At 73.9% G+C, this 17,893-nt stretch carries 15 protein-coding genes; 10 read left to right on the top strand and 5 right to left on the bottom strand.

Features of this window, described 5'->3' with window-relative positions; genetic code table 11:
* Positions 1–58 precede the first annotated feature (58 nt).
* Positions 59–937, bottom strand: a complete 879-nt coding sequence (locus tag AB0M18_RS10370; protein ID WP_365756416.1) for a DUF4184 family protein — start codon at positions 935–937, stop codon at positions 59–61.
* A 191-nt stretch (positions 938–1,128) separates the two neighbouring features.
* Between AB0M18_RS10370 and AB0M18_RS10365 the strand changes: the two genes are divergently transcribed.
* The 3 genes from AB0M18_RS10365 to AB0M18_RS10355 all read left to right on the top strand — a co-directional run bounded on the left by AB0M18_RS10365 (position 1,129) and on the right by AB0M18_RS10355 (position 4,201).
* The gene (locus AB0M18_RS10365) at positions 1,129–2,868 is read left to right on the top strand and encodes a lytic transglycosylase domain-containing protein (RefSeq protein WP_365756415.1); all 1,740 of its coding nucleotides are present in this window, start codon (positions 1,129–1,131) and stop codon (positions 2,866–2,868) included.
* A gap of 161 nt (positions 2,869–3,029) precedes the next feature.
* Positions 3,030–3,170: an SPW_0924 family protein gene (locus AB0M18_RS10360; protein WP_365756414.1), complete on the top strand. Its 141-nt coding sequence runs from the start codon at positions 3,030–3,032 to the stop codon at positions 3,168–3,170.
* 11 nt (positions 3,171–3,181) lie between these two features.
* Positions 3,182–4,201: a DUF3068 domain-containing protein gene (locus AB0M18_RS10355; RefSeq protein WP_365756413.1), complete on the top strand. Its 1,020-nt coding sequence runs from the start codon at positions 3,182–3,184 to the stop codon at positions 4,199–4,201.
* Here the strand turns inward: AB0M18_RS10355 and hrpB are convergent.
* Entirely contained in the window at positions 4,185–6,746 is a 2,562-nt protein-coding gene (gene hrpB, locus AB0M18_RS10350; RefSeq protein ID WP_365756412.1) for an ATP-dependent helicase HrpB, read from the bottom strand. The genes AB0M18_RS10355 and hrpB overlap by 17 nt on opposite strands.
* Before the next feature lie 165 nt (positions 6,747–6,911).
* Positions 6,912–7,754, bottom strand: coding sequence for a methyltransferase domain-containing protein (locus AB0M18_RS10345; RefSeq protein ID WP_365756411.1), 843 nt, complete (start codon positions 7,752–7,754; stop codon positions 6,912–6,914).
* Between the two features lie 359 nt (positions 7,755–8,113).
* Here AB0M18_RS10345 and rpsA point away from each other — a divergent pair, with 359 nt between their 5' ends.
* The 4 genes from rpsA to AB0M18_RS10325 all read left to right on the top strand — a co-directional run bounded on the left by rpsA (position 8,114) and on the right by AB0M18_RS10325 (position 11,954).
* Positions 8,114–9,607, top strand: a complete 1,494-nt coding sequence (gene rpsA / locus AB0M18_RS10340; protein ID WP_365756410.1) for a 30S ribosomal protein S1 — start codon at positions 8,114–8,116, stop codon at positions 9,605–9,607.
* Between the two features lie 250 nt (positions 9,608–9,857).
* A complete protein-coding gene (locus AB0M18_RS10335; protein ID WP_365756409.1) occupies positions 9,858–10,796 on the top strand; it encodes a PAC2 family protein in 939 nt (312 codons plus the stop codon).
* A 31-nt stretch (positions 10,797–10,827) separates the two neighbouring features.
* Entirely contained in the window at positions 10,828–11,433 is a 606-nt protein-coding gene (gene coaE / locus AB0M18_RS10330; protein WP_365756408.1) for a dephospho-CoA kinase, read from the top strand.
* Positions 11,434–11,582: 149 nt separating this feature from the next.
* The gene (locus tag AB0M18_RS10325) at positions 11,583–11,954 is read left to right on the top strand and encodes a tetratricopeptide repeat protein (protein WP_365756406.1); all 372 of its coding nucleotides are present in this window, start codon (positions 11,583–11,585) and stop codon (positions 11,952–11,954) included.
* A gap of 37 nt (positions 11,955–11,991) precedes the next feature.
* Here the strand turns inward: AB0M18_RS10325 and AB0M18_RS10320 are convergent, their stop codons facing one another.
* Entirely contained in the window at positions 11,992–12,261 is a 270-nt protein-coding gene (locus AB0M18_RS10320; RefSeq protein WP_365756405.1) for a DUF6343 family protein, read from the bottom strand.
* 102 nt (positions 12,262–12,363) lie between these two features.
* Between AB0M18_RS10320 and AB0M18_RS10315 the strand changes: the two genes are divergently transcribed.
* Positions 12,364–13,116, top strand: coding sequence for a class I SAM-dependent methyltransferase (locus AB0M18_RS10315; protein WP_365756404.1), 753 nt, complete (start codon positions 12,364–12,366; stop codon positions 13,114–13,116).
* On the opposite strand, the gene AB0M18_RS10310 is transcribed toward AB0M18_RS10315, so the two are convergent.
* Positions 13,106–13,441: a hypothetical protein gene (locus AB0M18_RS10310; RefSeq protein WP_365756403.1), complete on the bottom strand. Its 336-nt coding sequence runs from the start codon at positions 13,439–13,441 to the stop codon at positions 13,106–13,108. The two genes, AB0M18_RS10315 and AB0M18_RS10310, sit on opposite strands and share 11 nt — an antisense overlap.
* A gap of 212 nt (positions 13,442–13,653) precedes the next feature.
* Here AB0M18_RS10310 and AB0M18_RS10305 point away from each other — a divergent pair, with 212 nt between their 5' ends.
* Positions 13,654–16,545 (top strand): DEAD/DEAH box helicase, encoded by a 2,892-nt coding sequence (locus AB0M18_RS10305; RefSeq protein ID WP_365756402.1) that lies wholly within the window; start codon positions 13,654–13,656, stop codon positions 16,543–16,545.
* Positions 16,542–17,888 (top strand): SWIM zinc finger family protein, encoded by a 1,347-nt coding sequence (locus tag AB0M18_RS10300; protein WP_365756401.1) that lies wholly within the window; start codon positions 16,542–16,544, stop codon positions 17,886–17,888. Before AB0M18_RS10305 ends, AB0M18_RS10300 begins: the two co-directional genes overlap by 4 nt.
* Positions 17,889–17,893 lie beyond the last annotated feature (5 nt).

Genomic DNA, 17,893 nt, shown 5'->3' with positions numbered 1-17,893 from the left:
AAGCCTAGGCCCGGCAAAGGGCGCCGTCCGGGGTGCAGTCGTACCGCCCGGCCCGCGGTCAGCGAGGTCCCGGACGGGAGGGTTCCGGGGTGCGTTCCGCCACGGGGGCGGCGGGCGGCACCCGCGGACCCGCACCCGCACGGGTACGGACCCGCACCCCCGCCCCGTACACCAGCACGCCCAGGAACAAGCCCGACCCCGCCCCGAAACACAGCGTCGGAATGATGTCGACCGGCGTCCCGATCCGCCCCCAGTACTCGTAGAAGCGCAGCACCCGCTGCACCGCCCCGGCCACCACGCACCCGCCGATCACCGCCGCCGCGAGCAGCAGCCCGCGCCGGCCGAGGACCGGCACCCGCGCCGGCACCGGCGCGTCCGCGGGGGCCCCGCGCAGGGCCCGTACGGTGAACCAGCAGAGCAGCACCAGGGCCAGCGCCGAACCCCCGTACTGCGCGTACAGGTAGACGGGGAAGCCGGCCACGACCTCGCCGAGGACCGGGATCACCCGGGTGCCCCAGCGGTCGAGATGGGTGAAGGCGTCCCACACCACGTGCGTGGTCGCGCCGATCACCGCCGAGAGCACGAACCACCCGGCCAGCGCCGCCGGATGCCGCTCCCGCCACGGCCGGCCGCGCACGAAGCCGTACACCCGGCCCCGCCACCGCCGCGGCAGCAGCGCCACCAGCGGCTCGCGGACGAGCAGCCACAGCCCCACCACCGCCGCCGTGATGAGCACGTCGACGGTGACGACGCCGAGGAAGGAGTGCGTGACGTTCCCGAACAGCATCGCGCCGGGAATCACCGAGGCCGCGAAGTAGGTCATGTCGGGGGAGAAGGAGCCGGCGACCAGCGCCGACGCCACCAGCGGGCCCCGGCCCGTACCGCCGCGGCGGATGCCCGGCAGGACCGCCGCGGCATGACTGAGTGTGAACGGCACGGAACTCCCCCTCGATCCGAAGTGCCCCCTCAGTATTCAGGACCGCCCCGAGGAGAAAGCTCCGGCGGCCAAGTAGTGACGAAACAGTGAAACACGGTCAGCACGCGGTGTGCCGGTGACGGGAGTTGGCATAGGGTCGGCGGTCGGAGCCGCGCGGGGAGCGCGGAGGGGACACGGGGAGGACCACACGTATGGCAGCGCACTTGGGCCGTCGGCTGCGCAGGGGAGCCACCAGCGGTGCGGTCGTGGCCGCCGCGGTCGCGGCGCTCGCCGCCTCGCAGGCGCCCGGCACGACCACGCCTCCCACCGACGGCGCGAGCGGCGACCTGCCGATCGGCGCCGGTGACGCGAGCACGCCCCCGGACGGCTCGGCCTCCGGCGACTCGTCGTACTACACCGAGCTGCCCCCGCTGAACACCCCCAACAAGCCCGGCGCGCCCACCACCTCGCCGCTGGTTACCGGCCCCGGCGAGGCCGGCATACCCGCGACCGTCTACGCGGCCTACAAGCGCGCCGAGGAGTCGATACGCTCCACCGACCCCGGCTGCAACCTGCCCTGGCAGCTCCTCGCCGGCATCGGCAAGGTCGAGTCCGGACAGGCGGGCGGCGGCAACGTCGACGCCAACGGCACCACCAAGTCCCCGATCCTCGGCCCGGTCCTCAACGGTGTCGGCTTCGCCAACATCTCGGACACCGACGGCGGTCTGTACGACGGCGACACGACGCACGACCGGGCGATCGGCCCGATGCAGTTCATCCCGTCGACCTGGAAGACCTGGGGTCAGGACGCCAACGGCGACGGGAAGAAGGACCCGAGCAACATCTACGACGCGGCCCAGGCCGCCGGCCTCTACCTCTGCGCCAACGGCCGCAACCTCGCCCTCCAGGCCGACCTGGACCAGGCGATCCTGAGCTACAACCACTCCAACGAGTACCTGCGCACGGTGCTCTCCTGGTTCGAGTACTACAAGCGCGGCACCCACCAGGTGCCCGACGGCACCGGCCAGCTCCCCGGCCACCGCAGCGACGACCGCGTCACCACCCCGGCCGGCACCCGCCCGCTCCCGACGACTCCCGCGTCGCCGAGCCCGAAGCCGACCGCGCCGAAGCCCACCCCGTCCAAGCCGGTGCCGCCGAAGCCCACCACGCCGCCGGTCACCGACCCGGCGAGCAGGGTGACCCGGATCTCCCGGGACGGCGCCACCACCCTCACCACCCGCGCGGGCAGCGGCTTCGTCGCCCGGCCCACCGTCCTCGCCGTCGACGCGGCCGGCAAGCCGGTCGCCGGCGTCCAGGTGCGCTTCCGGATCGTCGGCGACACCGACGCCCGGTTCGCCATCGGGACGCGGGAGATCGCCATCGTCACCGGCAGCAACGGCAAGGCCGTCGCCCCCGCGCTGAAGGCCGGCGAGCGCACCGGTGCCTTCACCGTCAGCGCCGCCGTGGCCGGCCGGGACCTGAACGCGGTCGAGTTCGCCGCGACCGTCACCGAGCGCTCCGCCGACACCCTCACCCGCCTCGACACGAAGGAGCTCGCGGCCGTCACCGGCGGCAGCTTCGCCGACCGGGTGACCGTCAAGGCCACCGACGGCGGCACCGACGCCGCCGGGGTCGCCCTCACCGCCACCTTCGTCACCTCGGCCGAGGACCCGAAGCCCGCCACCGACGGCCCCTTCTTCAAGGACGCCGACGGGAACGCGGTCCGCACCCTCACCGGTGTGAAGACCAGGGCCGACGGCACCTACACGCTGCCGGAGATCTTCGCGGGCGACACGGCCGGCACCTTCACGCTGCTGCTCACCGCGCCCGGCGGCGGCACGGTCACCGTCGCGCTCACGGTCGACGCCCCCGCGCCCGAGCCGACCCCGACGCCCACCCCGTCGCCCTCGGAGTCCGAGACCGGCACCCCGTCGCCCACGCCGAGTTCCTGACCGGCCGGGCCTGCCCGCCCGGCCCCGTGCCGCCCCCGTGTCCGCCGCGCCGGACCCGGGGGCGCACGCGTTCTGAGTGCAACGTGTTCTCATCTCACGGTCGCGTTGCTACGGTGCCCCCGCCCTGACGATGTATCAGATCGAGCGCCGGGAGGCCGACCTTGCGCGCCCTTGCCGCAGCCGTCATCGGACTCGTGCCCGTCCTCCTGTTCATCCTGCTCGTCTCCTTCGTCGATCTGCCGCCGGACGGGCCGACCTCGCCGCTGCCCCTGCTCACCGCCGATCCCGGCCCCAAGAAGTGAGGGGCCGCCCGATGCGCCGCAGAGCGAGCCTCGTCCTGCTCGCCTTCGCCGTCTTCTTCGCCGCCATGGCCCCCACCCTGCGCTGGTACGCCTTTCCCCGGCTCGCGAAGATCCCGCCGAACCAGTACCAGGAGACGGTCCTGGAGGCGAAGCCCGCGACCCTGCTCAACTACTCCACCCTGAAGGCCGAGAAGGTCGACAAGATCACGATCGTCCAGACCCTCAAGGGCAATGTCGAGGAGTCGAGGAAGATCGAGCGCGACGCCGGCCGCGACGTCGTCGTCTGGGACTCCCTCTCCTACGTCCTGGGCCCCGACGGCAAGATGGTCTCCAAGATCCCCGAGCGCTACGTCTTCGACGCCCACACCCAGGACCCCGTCCACGCCACCGGCGAAATGGTCGACGGCGACCCGGTCCGCCGCGAGGGCATCGAGTTCAAGTGGCCCTTCCTCACCGAGAAGCGGGACTACCAGTACTTCGACGCCCAGACCCGTACCTCCGCCCCCATCCACTACCAGGGCACCCGCACCTTCCGCGGCCTGGAGGTCTACTACTTCGAGCAGACCGTCCCCTGGACCCGGGTCCCCATGCCCAAGACCATGCCGGTGAAGGGCATCACCCCCGACGTCCTCGCCAAGACCGGCCTCACCCGCTGGTACACCACCAAGCGCATGTTCTGGATCGACCCCGTCACCGGCGCCCCCGTCAACGGCGAGGAGATCCACCGGGAGGAACTCCGGGGCGCCGGCGCCCTCATGGGCCAGGACACCGTCACCGTCTTCGCGGGCCACGTGAAGATGCGCGAGGACTACATCGCCTACGTCGTCGACCTGGTCGAGAGCAACCGCCTCATGGTGCTCCTCCTCGTCTCCTATCTCCCGTGGAGCTTCACCGTCCTCTCCGTTCTCCTGCTCGGCCTCTCCCTCTGGCTGGAGGCCCGCTCCCGCCGCCCCGCGCCCCGGACCGGCCCTGAACCCGGCACAGACCCCGGCCCGGACACCGGGCCCGCCCCCGTCACCGCTCCCGCCTGAGCCGGGCACTGGTGTGCCGGGTCGGCTCCGCCACAGAGGGGTCCTCCGGCCAGGGGTGCTTCGGATACCGCCCCCGCAGCTCCGCCCGCACCGCCCGGTAGCCCTCCCGCCAGAACGACGCCAGGTCCGAGGTCACCGCCGCCGGCCGCCCGGCGGGGGAGAGCAGGTGCACGAGCACCGGCACCCCCGCCACCCGGGGCGTCTCGGCAAGACCGAACATCTCCTGGAGCTTCACCGCCAGCACCGGCCGCTCCCCGCCGTACTCCACCCGTATCCGCGAACCGCTCGGCACCTCGATCCGCTCCGGCGCCAGCTCGTCGAGCCGCCCCGCCTCGCCCGTCGCCCACGGCAGCAGCCGGCGCAGCCCCTCACCCGCGTCGATCCGCCCCAGATCGGCCCGCCGACGCGCCCGTGACAGCTCCGGCTCCAGCCACTCCGCCGCCCGGCCGAGCAGCGCCTCCTCCGACATCTCGGGCCACGGATCGCCCACTTCCCGGTGCACAAAGGCCAGCCGGCTCCGCAGCTCCACCGCCTCCCGCGACCACCGCAGCAGCCCCGTGCCCTCCCGGCGCAGCCCGTCGAGCAGCGCCGCCCGCACCAGCGCCGGATCGGCCCCGTCCCGCAGCGGCCGCACCGTCAGCTCCACCGCCCCCAGCCGCTCCACCGACCGGGCCACCACGTCGCCGTCCTCCCAGTGCACCTCCTCGTCCGAGCTCAGCAGATGCCCCGCCGCGCGCCGCGCCACCGCCTCGTCCACCACCGCCGCGAGCCGCACCCGGGCCACGGCGCTCTGCACCGTCCGGTCCGCCACCGCGACCGCCAGCCACGGCGCGGACCGCAGCCCCGAGCCCTCGGCGAGCCGCGCCCCGGTGCCCGACACCATCAGACAGCCGCCCTGCTCCCGCGCCCGCGCCACCCGCTCCGGAAAGGCCAGCGCCGTCACAAGCCCCGCCACCGCGTCCTCCCCGGCGGTCCCCGCCGATCCCGAGGTCCTCCCCGCGGCTCCGGACCCGGCCGCCTCGCCGGCCGACCGCTCCAGGCGCCGCACCTCCGCCTTCCAGCGCGCCCCATACCCGTCGCCGCCCCGGCGCGCCTCCCGCCAGGCCGCCGCCAGATCGTCCCCGTACTCCCGGGGCGGCTCCTCGCTCAGCAGCGCCACCACCTCCGCCGCCCGCCGGGCCCCCACCTCGGGAGCCCCGTCGAGCAGCGCCCGTCCGAGGCGCGGATGCAGACCGAGCCGGGACATGCGCACCCCGCGGTCCGTGGCCCTGCCCTCCTCGTCCACCGCACCGATCGCCGTCAGGACCTGCCGGGCCGCCGCCATCGCCCCGGCCGGCGGCGCGTCGAGCAGGGCGAGACCTGCCGCCGAGGGATCCCCCCAGCACGCCGCCCGCAGCGCGAAGTCGGTCAGATCGGCGACCTTGATCTCGGGTGCGGGGAACCGCGCGAGCCGTGCGTCCTCCGCCGCCGACCAGCAGCGGTACACCGTCCCGAAGGCCTCGCGCCCGGCCCGCCCGGCGCGCTGCGTCGCGACCGCCACCGACACCGGCACGGTGGCCAGCGAGCCGAGGCCCCGCGCATGGTCCATCCGCGGCTCCCGGGACAGCCCGGAGTCCACCACGATGCGCACCCCCGGCACCGTCAGGCTCGATTCCGCCACCGAGGTCGTCAGGACCACCCGGCGCCGCCCGCCCGGCCCGCCGCCGCGCAGCACCGCGTCCTGCACCGCCGCCGGCGCCCGTCCGTGCAGCTGCAGGACCTCGGCGTCCAGGCCCGCGAGCAGCCCGGCCGTCCGGGCGATCTCCCCGGTGCCCGGCAGGAAGCAGAGCAGATCGCCCTCGTGCCGCTCCAGCGCCTCCCGCACCGTCGCGGCCACATGCCGCAGCAGCGCCGGGTCCACCCAGGTGCCGTGCGCCGGCCGCACCCCGGCCGGCGGCGGTGCGAAGTGGACCGCGGAGCCGTGCATCTTCCCCTCCGCCCGCACCACCGGCGCCGGATCGCCACCGTCGAGCACGGTCAGCAGGTCCGCCCAGGCCGCCGCGTCGCTCGTCGCCGACGCGGCGATCAGCCGCAGCTCCGGCCGCAGCGCCGCCCGCACGTCCACCAGGAACGCGAGCGCCGTGTCCGCGTCCAGATGCCGCTCGTGGCACTCGTCGAGCAGCACCACATCCACCCCGGCCAGCTCCGGATCACGCTGCAGCCGCTGCAGCAGCACACCCGTGGTCACCACCTCGACCCTGGTGGCCGGCCCGGCCCGCCGCTCCCCGCGCACGGAGAATCCGACGGACCCGCCGACCTCCTCGCCGAGCAGCCAGGCCATCCGCCGCGCCGCCGCCCGCACCGCCATCCGGCGCGGCTCGGCCACAAGGACCCGCCGCTCCGGCCCGTCCCCTATGAACCCCGCGAGCGCCAGCGGGACCAGCGTGGTCTTGCCGGTCCCGGGCGGGGCGTGCAGCACCGCCGTGCCGCGCTCCTCGAGCGCGGTCAGCAGCTCGGGGACGGCATGGCGGACGGGAAGCAGGTCGAGTGCGTCGTTTCGGATCACGCGGCCAGTCTCGTACGACCCGCCGACCCGGTGCGCGCGACTGTCCACAGGCCCGCCGATTCATATGACTAATCGGCGGTGCGGCTCATCGACAGCCGGCAGCCGACAGCCGACAGCCGCCGACAGTCGGCGGCCGGCAGCACGCGGTCGGGGTCGGCCGTGCGGCTAGTCGGCGCGCTCGCACACGAAGATCGCCGTGCCCGGGATCAGGTTCCCCCGCAGCGGGGACCAGCCGCCCCATTCCTGGTTGTTCCAGGCCGGCCACTCCGGCTCCACCAGGTCCACCAGCCGGAAGCCGCCCGCCACCACGTCCCGCACCCGGTCCCCGATCGTCCGGTGATGCTCGACGTAGACCGCGTTCCCCCGCTCGTCCTGCTCGACGTACGGCGTCCGGTCGAAGTAGGAGGCGGCGACCGACAGACCCTCGGGACCCGGCTCGTCCGGGAACGCCCAGCGGATCGGGTGCGTCACCGAGAACACCCAGCGCCCGCCCGGCCGCAGCACCCGGCGCACCTCGCGAAACACCCGTACCGGATCGGCCACGAACGGCACCGCGCCGTACGCAGAACACGCGAGGTCGAAGCTGCCGTCGAGGAACGGCAGCGCCCCCGCGTCCGCCTCCACCAGCCGGACCGCCGGCACGTCACCGCCGCTGATCCGCAGCGCGTGCTGGAGCTGCCGGTGCGAGAGGTCCAGGGCCACCGGCCTGGCGCCCTGCGCGGCCAGCCAGCGCGAACACTGCGCCGCGCCCGCGCCGATCTCCAGGACGTCCATGCCCTTCAGCGCCGAGGCCGGCCCCAGCAGCCCGGCCTCGGCCTCGTCGAGCCCCTCCGGCCCCCACACGAACCGGTCGTCCCCGAGGAACGCTCCGTGCTCGCTCTGGTACTCGTCGGCGTTGCGGTCCCACCAGCCGCGGCTGGCCCGGCTGCTCTCCGCTTCCCCCGCGTCACGCCGGGTGGCCTCCGCCTCGTCCTCGGGCCCGTCTTCGTGTCCGTACTCTTGGTTCATCTCGCCCGTCGATGTAGTTTGCGCTCAGAGCCGCGCGCGTAGATGCGGGCGGCCTCCCGTGGCCAGGATGGCCTGGGCCGACATGAGTTGTGCCGGATATGCGGCGATCCGCCCCGGGTGCGCGCTTCGCGCATTGACCCTGTCCGGCCGCCCCCGTATGCTAAAGGTTGCGCTGCGGGCCTGCGCGCCTCAGACGGAGCAGGCCGCGCTCGCACCTGTTGCAGTCCCCTCGGTTTTCGAGGCGCCCCCCGTTCTGCGGGAAAGGCGCTTCATTGGCTGTCTGGCTTCATCAGTGCGATACGGGCTCTCGGCGTAGCAGTACCTACGACTTTCTGTCCGTAACCGGAGCCCTTTCCCACATGACGAGCAGCACCGAGACCACCGCCACCACCCCGCAGGTTGCGGTCAACGACATCGGTAACGAGGAAGCCTTCCTCGCCGCGATCGACGAGACGATCAAGTACTTCAACGACGGCGACATCGTCGACGGCGTCATCGTGAAGGTCGACCGGGACGAGGTCCTGCTCGACATCGGTTACAAGACCGAAGGTGTCATCCCGAGCCGCGAGCTCTCGATCAAGCACGACGTCGACCCGAACGAGGTCGTCAAGGTCGGCGACGAGATCGAGGCCCTGGTCCTCCAGAAGGAGGACAAGGAAGGCCGCCTGATCCTCTCGAAGAAGCGCGCCCAGTACGAGCGTGCCTGGGGCACCATCGAGAAGATCAAGGAAGAGGACGGCATCGTCACCGGTACCGTCATCGAGGTCGTCAAGGGTGGTCTCATCCTCGACATCGGCCTCCGCGGCTTCCTCCCGGCCTCCCTGGTCGAGATGCGTCGCGTCCGCGACCTCCAGCCCTACGTGGGCAAGGAGCTCGAGGCGAAGATCATCGAGCTGGACAAGAACCGCAACAACGTGGTCCTGTCCCGCCGCGCCTGGCTCGAGCAGACCCAGTCCGAGGTCCGCCAGACCTTCCTCACGACCCTCCAGAAGGGTCAGGTCCGCTCCGGCGTCGTGTCCTCGATCGTCAACTTCGGTGCCTTCGTGGACCTGGGTGGCGTCGACGGTCTGGTTCACGTCTCCGAGCTGTCCTGGAAGCACATCGACCACCCGTCCGAGGTCGTCGAGGTCGGCCAGGAGGTCACCGTCGAGGTTCTCGACGTGGACATGGACCGCGAGCGCGTCTCCCTGTCGCTGAAGGCGACCCAGGAGGACCCGTGGCAGCAGTTCGCCCGTACCCACCAGATCGGCCAGGTCGTCCCGGGTAAGGTCACGAAGCTGGTTCCGTTCGGTGCGTTCGTCCGCGTGGACGAGGGCATCGAGGGTCTGGTCCACATCTCCGAGCTGGCCGAGCGCCACGTGGAGATCCCGGAGCAGGTCGTCCAGGTCAACGACGAGATCTTCGTCAAGGTCATCGACATCGACCTCGAGCGTCGTCGCATCAGCCTCTCGCTGAAGCAGGCCAACGAGTCCTTCGGTGCCGACCCGGCCTCGGTCGAGTTCGACCCGACCCTGTACGGCATGGCCGCGTCCTACGACGACCAGGGCAACTACATCTACCCCGAGGGCTTCGACCCCGAGACCAACGACTGGCTCGAGGGCTACGAGACCCAGCGCGAGGCCTGGGAGACCCAGTACGCCGAGGCGCAGCAGCGCTTCGAGCAGCACCAGGCTCAGGTCATCAAGTCCCGCGAGGCCGACGAGGCCGCTGCTGCCGAGGGTGGCGCCGCCGCTCCGGCCGCCGCGCCGACCGGTGGCTCCTACTCCTCGGAGTCGGACGACAACGCCGGCGCCCTGGCGTCGGACGAGGCCCTCGCCGCCCTGCGCGAGAAGCTGGCCGGCGGCCAGAGCTGAACAGGCTCACCGCTGAGCTCCAGTAGCTAGCGTCGAGGCCCGTCTCCCTTCGGGGAGGCGGGCCTCGGTCGTTTCTCAGGGGGTGACGGGGTGGACGTCGGCCAGTGCCGTCTTCTGATGCGGGCATGCCAAGCTCTGGACTGGTGGCCGGTCTTGGTGTGGAAACCCGCTCGGAGCACACCGCGACCGACGGGAATGGGCGTGGAGCGGAGGGTGTTGAGGGGAGAGAACGCGAGGAGGAGCGGAAATCGTGCTTGATCCCCAGGATTTGTACGAATGGGACCAGAAGGGCTTGGCCGTGGTCGACCTGGCCCTGGCCCAGGAGTCGGCCGGACTGGTCATGCTCTACCACTTCGACGGCTACATCGACGCCGGCGAGACCGGCGAACAGATCGTCACGCGCCTGCTCGACACCCTGCCCCACCAGGTCGTGGCCCGCTTCGACCACGACCGGCTCGTGGACTACCGCGCCCGCCGTCCCCTGCTGACCTTCCGCCGTGACCGCTGGACCGCCTACGAGACCCCGGCGATCGAGGTCCGCCTCGTCCAGGACGCCACCGGTGCCCCCTTCCTGCTGCTCTCCGGGCCCGAGCCGGACGTCGAGTGGGAGCGGTTCGCCGCCGCCGTGGGCCAGGTCGTCGAGCGCCTGGGCGTGCGCCTCGCCGTGAACTTCCACGGCATCCCCATGGGCGTTCCGCACACCCGCCCGGTCGGCCTGACCCCGCACGGCAACCGCGTCGACCTCATGCCCGGCCACCGCAGCCCCTTCGACGAGGCCCAGGTGCCCGGAAGCGCCGAGTCGCTCATCGAGTTCCGCCTCGGCGAGGCCGGTTTCGACACCCTCGGCGTCGCCGCCCACGTCCCGCACTACGTGGCCCGCTCCCCGTACCCGGACGCCGCCCTCACCGCCCTGGAGGCGATCACCGCCGCCACCGGCCTCGTCCTGCCCGGCGTCGCGCACGCCCTGCGCACCGAGGCCCGCCGCACCCAGACCGAGATCGACCGCCAGATCGGCGAGGGCGACGAGGAGCTGATCACCCTGGTCCAGGGCCTGGAGCACCAGTACGACGCGGTGGCCGGCGCCGAGACCCGCGGCAGCCTGGTCGCCGAGCCCGTCGACCTGCCCTCCGCGGACGAGCTGGGCCGCGAGTTCGAGCGCTTCCTCGCCGAACGGGAGGGCGACGCGTAACCGCCGGGCCACGCGATCTAAGCTGCCGCTCATGCTGAAGGTGGGCCTGACCGGCGGTATCGGCGCCGGCAAGAGCGAAGTGTCCCGGCTGCTCGTCTCGTACGGCGCCGTCCTCATCGACGCCGACCGGATCGCGCGCGAGGTCGTGGAGCCCGGCACCCCCGGGCTCGCCGCCGTCGTCGCCGAGTTCGGCGAGGGCATCCTCACCCCCGAGGGCACCCTCGACCGGCCCGGGCTCGGCGCCATCGTGTTCGGCGACCCTGAGCGGCTCGCCGCCCTCAACGCGATCGTGCACCCTCTCGTCGGCGCCCGCTCCGCCGAACTGGAGGGCCGGGCCGGCCCCGACGACGTCGTGATCCACGACGTGCCGCTGCTCACCGAGAACGGCCTCGCCCCGCTCTACGACCTCGTCGTGGTCGTGGACGCCGCCCCCGAGACCCAGCTCGAGCGCCTGGTCCGGCTGCGCGGCATGACCGAGGACGAGGCCCGCGCCCGTATGTCCGCCCAGGCCACCCGGGCCCAGCGGTGGGCCGTCGCCGACCTCGTCATCGACAACGACGGCCCCCTTGAGGCGCTCGAACCGCAGGTGCGCAAGGTCTGGGAGGAGCTCCGTCAGCGAGCCGTGGACGCCCGCTGACGGGAAAACGCCACGGCTCCGCGGGTCGCAAGTGCCCGTGGACTGGGTAGGAATGCCCACCACGGGAGGCCCCGGCACCACGCCCTCCCCGCGGAATACGGTCACCGTGCCCGCTGTTGAACCGCCGGAACGAGGGGAAGGAATACGCCGTGGCCGAGAGCACCCCGGAGACCCACGTCATCGACTACCGGGCCGCCGAGCAGCTGCTCGCCGCCCGGGACCCGAGAGGCGCGGTCAAACTCCTCGACTCGGTGATCGCCGCCCACCCCGAGAACACAGCGGCCCGTCTGCTGCGCGCCCGCGCCTTCTTCGCCGCCGCCCAACTGCGCTCGGCCGAGCTCGAGTTCGGACTGGTCCTGGAGCGGGAGCCGGACAACGCCTTCGCGCACTTCGCGCTCGCCCGCACCTTCGAGCGCTCCGGCCGTCCCGACCAGGCCCTGCGCCACTTCCGGCTCGCCGCCGCCCTCGACCCCAAGCCGGAGTATCTGGAGGCGGCCCGGTTCGGTCCGGCAGAGGCCTGAGCCGCCGCCCTCGGCCGGGGCGCCGACCGGCCGGACCTCAGCGGCCGCGGCCGCCGTGATCGGGTTCGTACGGCGGGATGTCACGCCCCGGCTGCCAGTGCGGGCCCTGCCGGATGTGGTGGGCGACCATGATCAGGTCGACGGCCGCCACGACGAACAGCACGCCGCACGCCGCCGCCCAGCCCGGCCGTTCGACCAGTGAGAACACCGTCGTACCGAAACCGGCCCACAGGACACCCCACAGGCTCAGCCAGAACCGCAGCCGCAGCGCACTGCGAGCGGTCGCCGGTTCACTCCCCGTACGCATGACTCGCATCTCCCGGGTGAGGTGACCCCCTCGGGCACTTTCCAGGATCCACCCCCCACGCGCGATCCGAAAGCAGCACTCGACCGGAGGACGTGACAGGACATGAGCGAACAGCGGAACACGGACCGGACAGACAGGACGGATGGCCGGAAGCGCACCGGACACGGCGGGACCGGTCCCGGGCCGATCACCCCGGACGGCTGCGCCGTCGACCTCTACCGGCGGCTGGCGGTCGGCACCGAGCCCGAGGTGATCGAGGCCGCACTGCCGGCCGGCGCCACCCTCCTGGAGCTGGGCAGCGGCGCGGGCCGGGTGACCGTACCCCTCGCCGAGCGCGGCTTCGCCGTGACCGCCGTCGACGAGTCGGCCGAGATGCTCGCCGTCGTCGGCGAGCGCGCCCCGGACGTCGAGACCGTGCTCAGCCCCATCGAGGAGCTGCGGCTGCCCAGGCGGTTCGACGCCGTCGTGCTCGGCTCGTTCCTCGTCCACAGCGCCGACCACCGCACCCGGCAGGGCCTCCTGGAGACCTGTCGGCGGCACGTGAAGGACGACGGGCACGTCCTCGTCCAGCGCGAGGGCGCCGACTACCACGACGACGTGCCGCGCGAGCGGCACGACCCGGCCGGCTACACCGTACGGATCGCGGCCACCGACCCCGTCGGCGACGGCGTCGACCGGGTGCTGTGCGAATACGTCTTCCCGGACGCGCGCTGGACCCAGACCTTCCTGTCCCGCCGGCTCACCCCCGAAGCCTTCGAGGGGCATCTCGCCGAGGCCGGGCTCGCCGTCGAGCGCTACCTCACCGACGATGGCACCTGGGTGCTCGCCCGCCCCGTCCCGGGCGTCAGTGGATGACGCTGTAGCTGCGCCAGGGCAGCGTGCCCGGCACGATCTCGTCCGTCAACGTGGTCGCCAGGTAGATGGGGTCCTTGCCCGTGCAGTCCCGCGTCCGGTAGAGCTGGATGTCCACCAGCGTCGCGTTCTCCACCCGGGTCGCACCCGACGGCGCGAGCCGATGACAGCCGTTCACCGAGGGGCTGGTCACCCTCACCACGACGTCGCGGCCGGTCTCGTAGGTGAGCGTGCCCACCATGGTGCGGCCGAGGCCCGAACAGCCGGTGAGGGCGAGCGTGAGCAGGGCGGCCCCGCTGGCGATGGAGAGACGCCGGTGAAGGGACATGGCGGGATTCCTCGTCTGTCGGGCGTGGGCGGCCGAGGCCTGTTTCTTCGTCACCCTGACCCCTCCCCGGTCGGGTGTCATGTCCGGATGGGCCGGTCGGGCGAACCGTGGCGCGGGGCCGTTGTCAGACCCCACCCGTAAGGTCGGAGGTCCAGTCGGAATCCGTCACGGAACACGGAACGCGGAACACGGAACGGGAGGTGAGCAGCGCCGTGACCACAGTCCTCACCGGCGGCGCCGCCGTCTTCCTGCCCGCCGCCCTGCCCCGGGACGGCCGCATCGCCCTGTGGGCCCCCGACGGCGGGCCGCTGCCCGGTGAGCGGCCCGGACCCGACGGAGCTCCGGTCCTGCCCGCCTCCGCCGAGCGGGGCGAGCTCACCGTCGTGCGGCGGCACGGCACCGGGGCCCGCACCCGGACCGTGCCCGCCGTGCTGCTGCCCGTCGCCGACGCCCTGCCCCACCTGGTGGCCGCCCGCCACCACCCCGCCGCGCACCCCGCGACCGCCTGCTGGGGCGCCGCCGCCCTGCACGCCCTGCACCTGGTCGCCCGCGGCCGGCTGCTGCCCGGACTGACCGCCGACGACGAGGACGCCTGGCGGGCCGGACCGCTCGACGCCGACGACATCGCCCATCTGCGGGCCGTCGCCGCCGCCATGCCCTACGAGGCCCACGCCGTGCCCGTGCCCGGCCGGGGCCCGCTCCGGCTGCCCGAGCCCGAGGCCCTGGTCCGCGCCTTCCTCGACGCCGTCGCCGACACCCTGCCCCGCACCCCCGCCGCGCCGCACGCCGCCGGAGCCCCGTTCGCCGCCCGCGAGCCCAGCCGGCTGCCCGGCGCGCGGGCCTGGGCCGCCGAGGCCGCCGCCGGCATGGACGCGGGCGTGCGGATCTCACTCCGCCTCGACCTGTCACCCTTCGAACTCTTCGACCTGTCCGGCCCGGCCGACACCACCGACGGCGAGGAGCGGCAGGCCGCCGCCGCACTCCTCCAGGTGCACAGCCTCGCCGACCCCACCCTCGTCATCGACGCCGGCGCCCTGTGGGCCGGCGAGGGCGACGAGCGCTTCGGACCCCGCGCCCGCATCGACGCCGTCCTCGCCCTGCGCCGCGCCGCCCGCGTCTGGCCGCCGCTCGGCCGCCTCCTCGAGCGGCAGGTGCCGGACGTGATGTCCGTGACCGAGGACGAGCTGTACGAGCTCCTGGGCCCGGCCGCCGCCCGGCTCGCCGACGCCGGGGTCGCCGTCCACTGGCCCCGTGACCTGGCCCGTTCCCTCACCGCCTCGGCCGTGGTCCGCCCCGACCGCGCCGCGCCCGGCTCCGCCACCGACGGCACCGCCTTCTTCGACAGCACCGAACTGCTGCGGTTCAACTGGCAGCTCGCCCTCGACGGCGACCCGCTCACCACCCGCGAGATGGACGCTCTCGCCGAGGCCCACCGGCCCGTCGTACGGCTACGCGACCAGTGGGTGGTCGTCGACCCCGACCTCGTCCGCAAGGCCCGCAAGCGCGAACTCGGCCTGCTGCAGCCGGTCGACGCGCTCGCCGTCGCCCTCACCGGCACCGCCGAGCTCGACGGGGAGACCGTGCCCGCCGTCCCCGTCGGCGCCCTCGCCGCCCTCCGTGACCGGCTGCTCGCCGGCCCCGAGGACGTGCCCCCGCCGCCCGGACTCGACGCCACCCTGCGCGACTACCAGCTGCGCGGCCTCGCCTGGCTCGACCTCATGACCTCGCTCGGCCTCGGCGGCTGCCTCGCCGACGACATGGGGCTCGGCAAGACCGTCACCCTCATCGCCCTCCATCTGCGCCGCGCCCGCACCGCCCCCACCCTCGTCGTCTGCCCCGCCTCCCTCCTCGGCAACTGGCAGCGCGAGATCCGGCGCTTCGCCCCCGACGTCCCCGTCCGCCGCTTCCACGGCACCGACCGCAGCCTCGACGGAGTCGACGGCGGCTTCGTCCTGACCACCTACGGCACCCTGCGCACCAGCGCGGACCGGCTCGCCGAGCGGGAGTGGGGCATGGTCGTCGCCGACGAGGCCCAGCACGTCAAGAACCCGTTCTCCGCCACCGCCAAGGCGCTGCGCACCGTGCCCGCCCCCGCCCGGGTCGCGCTCACCGGTACCCCCGTGGAGAACAACCTCTCCGAGCTGTGGGCCCTGCTCGACTGGACCACCCCCGGCCTCCTCGGCCCCTTGAAGGCCTTCCGCGCCCGGCACGCCCGCGCCGTGGAGAACACCGAGGAGATCGAGAACGAGGAGGCCGTCGAGCGCCTGGCCCGGCTGGTCCGCCCCTTCCTGCTGCGCCGCCGCAAGTCCGACCCCGGCATCGTCCCCGAGCTGCCGCCCAAGACCGAGTCCGACCACCCGGTGGCCCTCACCCGTGAACAGGCCTCGCTCTACGAGGCCGTGGTGCGCGAGACGATGGCGCACATCGAGGGCTCCGAGGGCATCGCCCGGCGTGGCCTCATCATGAAACTGCTGACCTCGCTCAAGCAGATCTGCGACCACCCCGCGCTCTATCTCAAGGAACGCGCCCCCGGGTCCGGCGCGCGCGCCGCGACCGGCCGGCTCCGGCTCGCCGGCCGATCCGGCAAACTCGCCCTGCTCGACGAGCTCCTCGACACGATCCTCGCCGAGGACGGCGCCGTGCTCGTCTTCACCCAGTACGTGTCGATGGCCCGGCTCCTGGAGGACCACCTGGCCGCCCGGGGCGTCCCCACCCAGCTGCTGCACGGCGGCACGCCGGTCGCCGAGCGCGAGCGGATGGTCGACCGCTTCCAGGCCGGCGAGGTCCCCGTCTTCCTGCTCTCCCTCAAGGCCGCCGGCACCGGCCTCAACCTCACCCGGGCCGGCCATGTCGTGCACTACGACCGCTGGTGGAACCCGGCCGTTGAGGAGCAGGCCACCGACCGCGCCTACCGGATCGGACAGACCCAGCCGGTCCAGGTCCACCGGCTCGTCGCCGAGGGCACCGTCGAGGACAGCATCGCCGAGATGCTCCGCGCCAAGCGGGCCCTCGCCGACGCCGTCCTCGGCACCGGAGAGGCCGCCCTCACCGAGCTCACCGACCGTGAGCTCGCCGACCTGGTGTCCCTGAGGAGGCCCGCATGAGCCCGCGCAGCCCCCTCCCCGGCGACGAGCCCGGCCGCCCCCGGACCGGCGCCGCCCGCGCCCGTGCCCGTACGCGCTCCGCCGCCGCCCGTCCTGCCGGCCCGCCCCGTCATGAGGCCCGGCGCCGCACCTTCCCCCAGTTCGCCCCGCGCGAGGCGCCCGACGGCCGGTTCGCCGCCAGCTGGTGGGGCAACGCGTGGGTGGACGCCCTGGAGGACACCGCGCTCGACCCGGCCCGGCTCGCCCGCGGCAAGGCCTACGCCCAGCGCGGCCACGTCGACGCCATCACCGTCGCCCCCGGCCGCGTCGTCGCCTATGTGCACGGCAGCCGCCCCCGGCCGTACCGCGCGGAGATCCGGCTGCGGACCCTCGGCGACGACGACTGGGAACGCTTCCTCGACGAGGCCGCCGCCCGCCCCGAGCACATCGCCGCCCTCCTCGACAAGGACGTGCCGCACGCCCTGGAGGCCGTCACCGGACTCCTGCCCGCCCCCGGCGACCTCGTCCCCGACTGCACCTGCCCCGACGACGGCTACCCCTGCAAGCACGCGGCCGCCCTCTGCTACCAGGCCGCCCGCCTCCTCGACGAGGACCCGTTCGTCCTCTTCCTCATGCGCGGCCGCGACGAGCAGGAACTGCTCGCCGACCTCACCCGGCGCAAGGCCGTCCACGCCGCCGCCGAGAGCACCCCCGCCGCCCCCGCCCTGCCCACCGTCCTCGCCCGCACCGTGCTCGCCCCGACCACCGGGCACGCACCGCCGCAGCTGCCGCCGCCGTTCCCCGCACCCGACCGGCCCGGCCGGCCCGCCGTCTTCCCCGCCGACCCCGAGGCACCGGACCCGCTCGCCCTCGACCTCCTCGCCGGGGAGGCCGCCGCCCGCGCCCACACCTTCCTCGCCACCGGACACGACCCCGTCGCCGCCCTCACCCCCTGGCAGGACGCGGTCCGGCTGGCCGCCGCCCACCCCGGCTCCGGCCTCACCGCCTCCACCCGAGCCCTCTACCGCGACCTGGCCTACGCCCTCGACCGCACCCCCACCGACCTGGCCCGGGCCGTCGCCGCCTGGCGCCAGGGCGGCGCCGCCGGACTCGCCGTCCTGGAAGAGGCCTGGGACCCGCCCGCCGGCCCCTTCGACCGGGCCCGCCCCGCCCTGCTCGCCGCCGACCTCCCGGCCTTCCGCCCCTGGCGCAACCGCCTGTCCACCGGCTCGCTCCAACTGCGCCTCGGCCGCGACGGCCTCTGGTACGGCTACGAGTCGGACACCGACCGCGAGGACTGGTGGCCGCGCGGCACCCCGGACGCCGACCCGGTCGGCGTGATCACCGACCTCCTGGGGTGGTGACCGAT

The organism is Streptomyces sp. NPDC051909 (assembly GCF_040681095.1).
Classification (GTDB): domain Bacteria; phylum Actinomycetota; class Actinomycetes; order Streptomycetales; family Streptomycetaceae; genus Streptomyces.
This window is presented reverse-complemented; position numbering and strand designations above follow the sequence as displayed.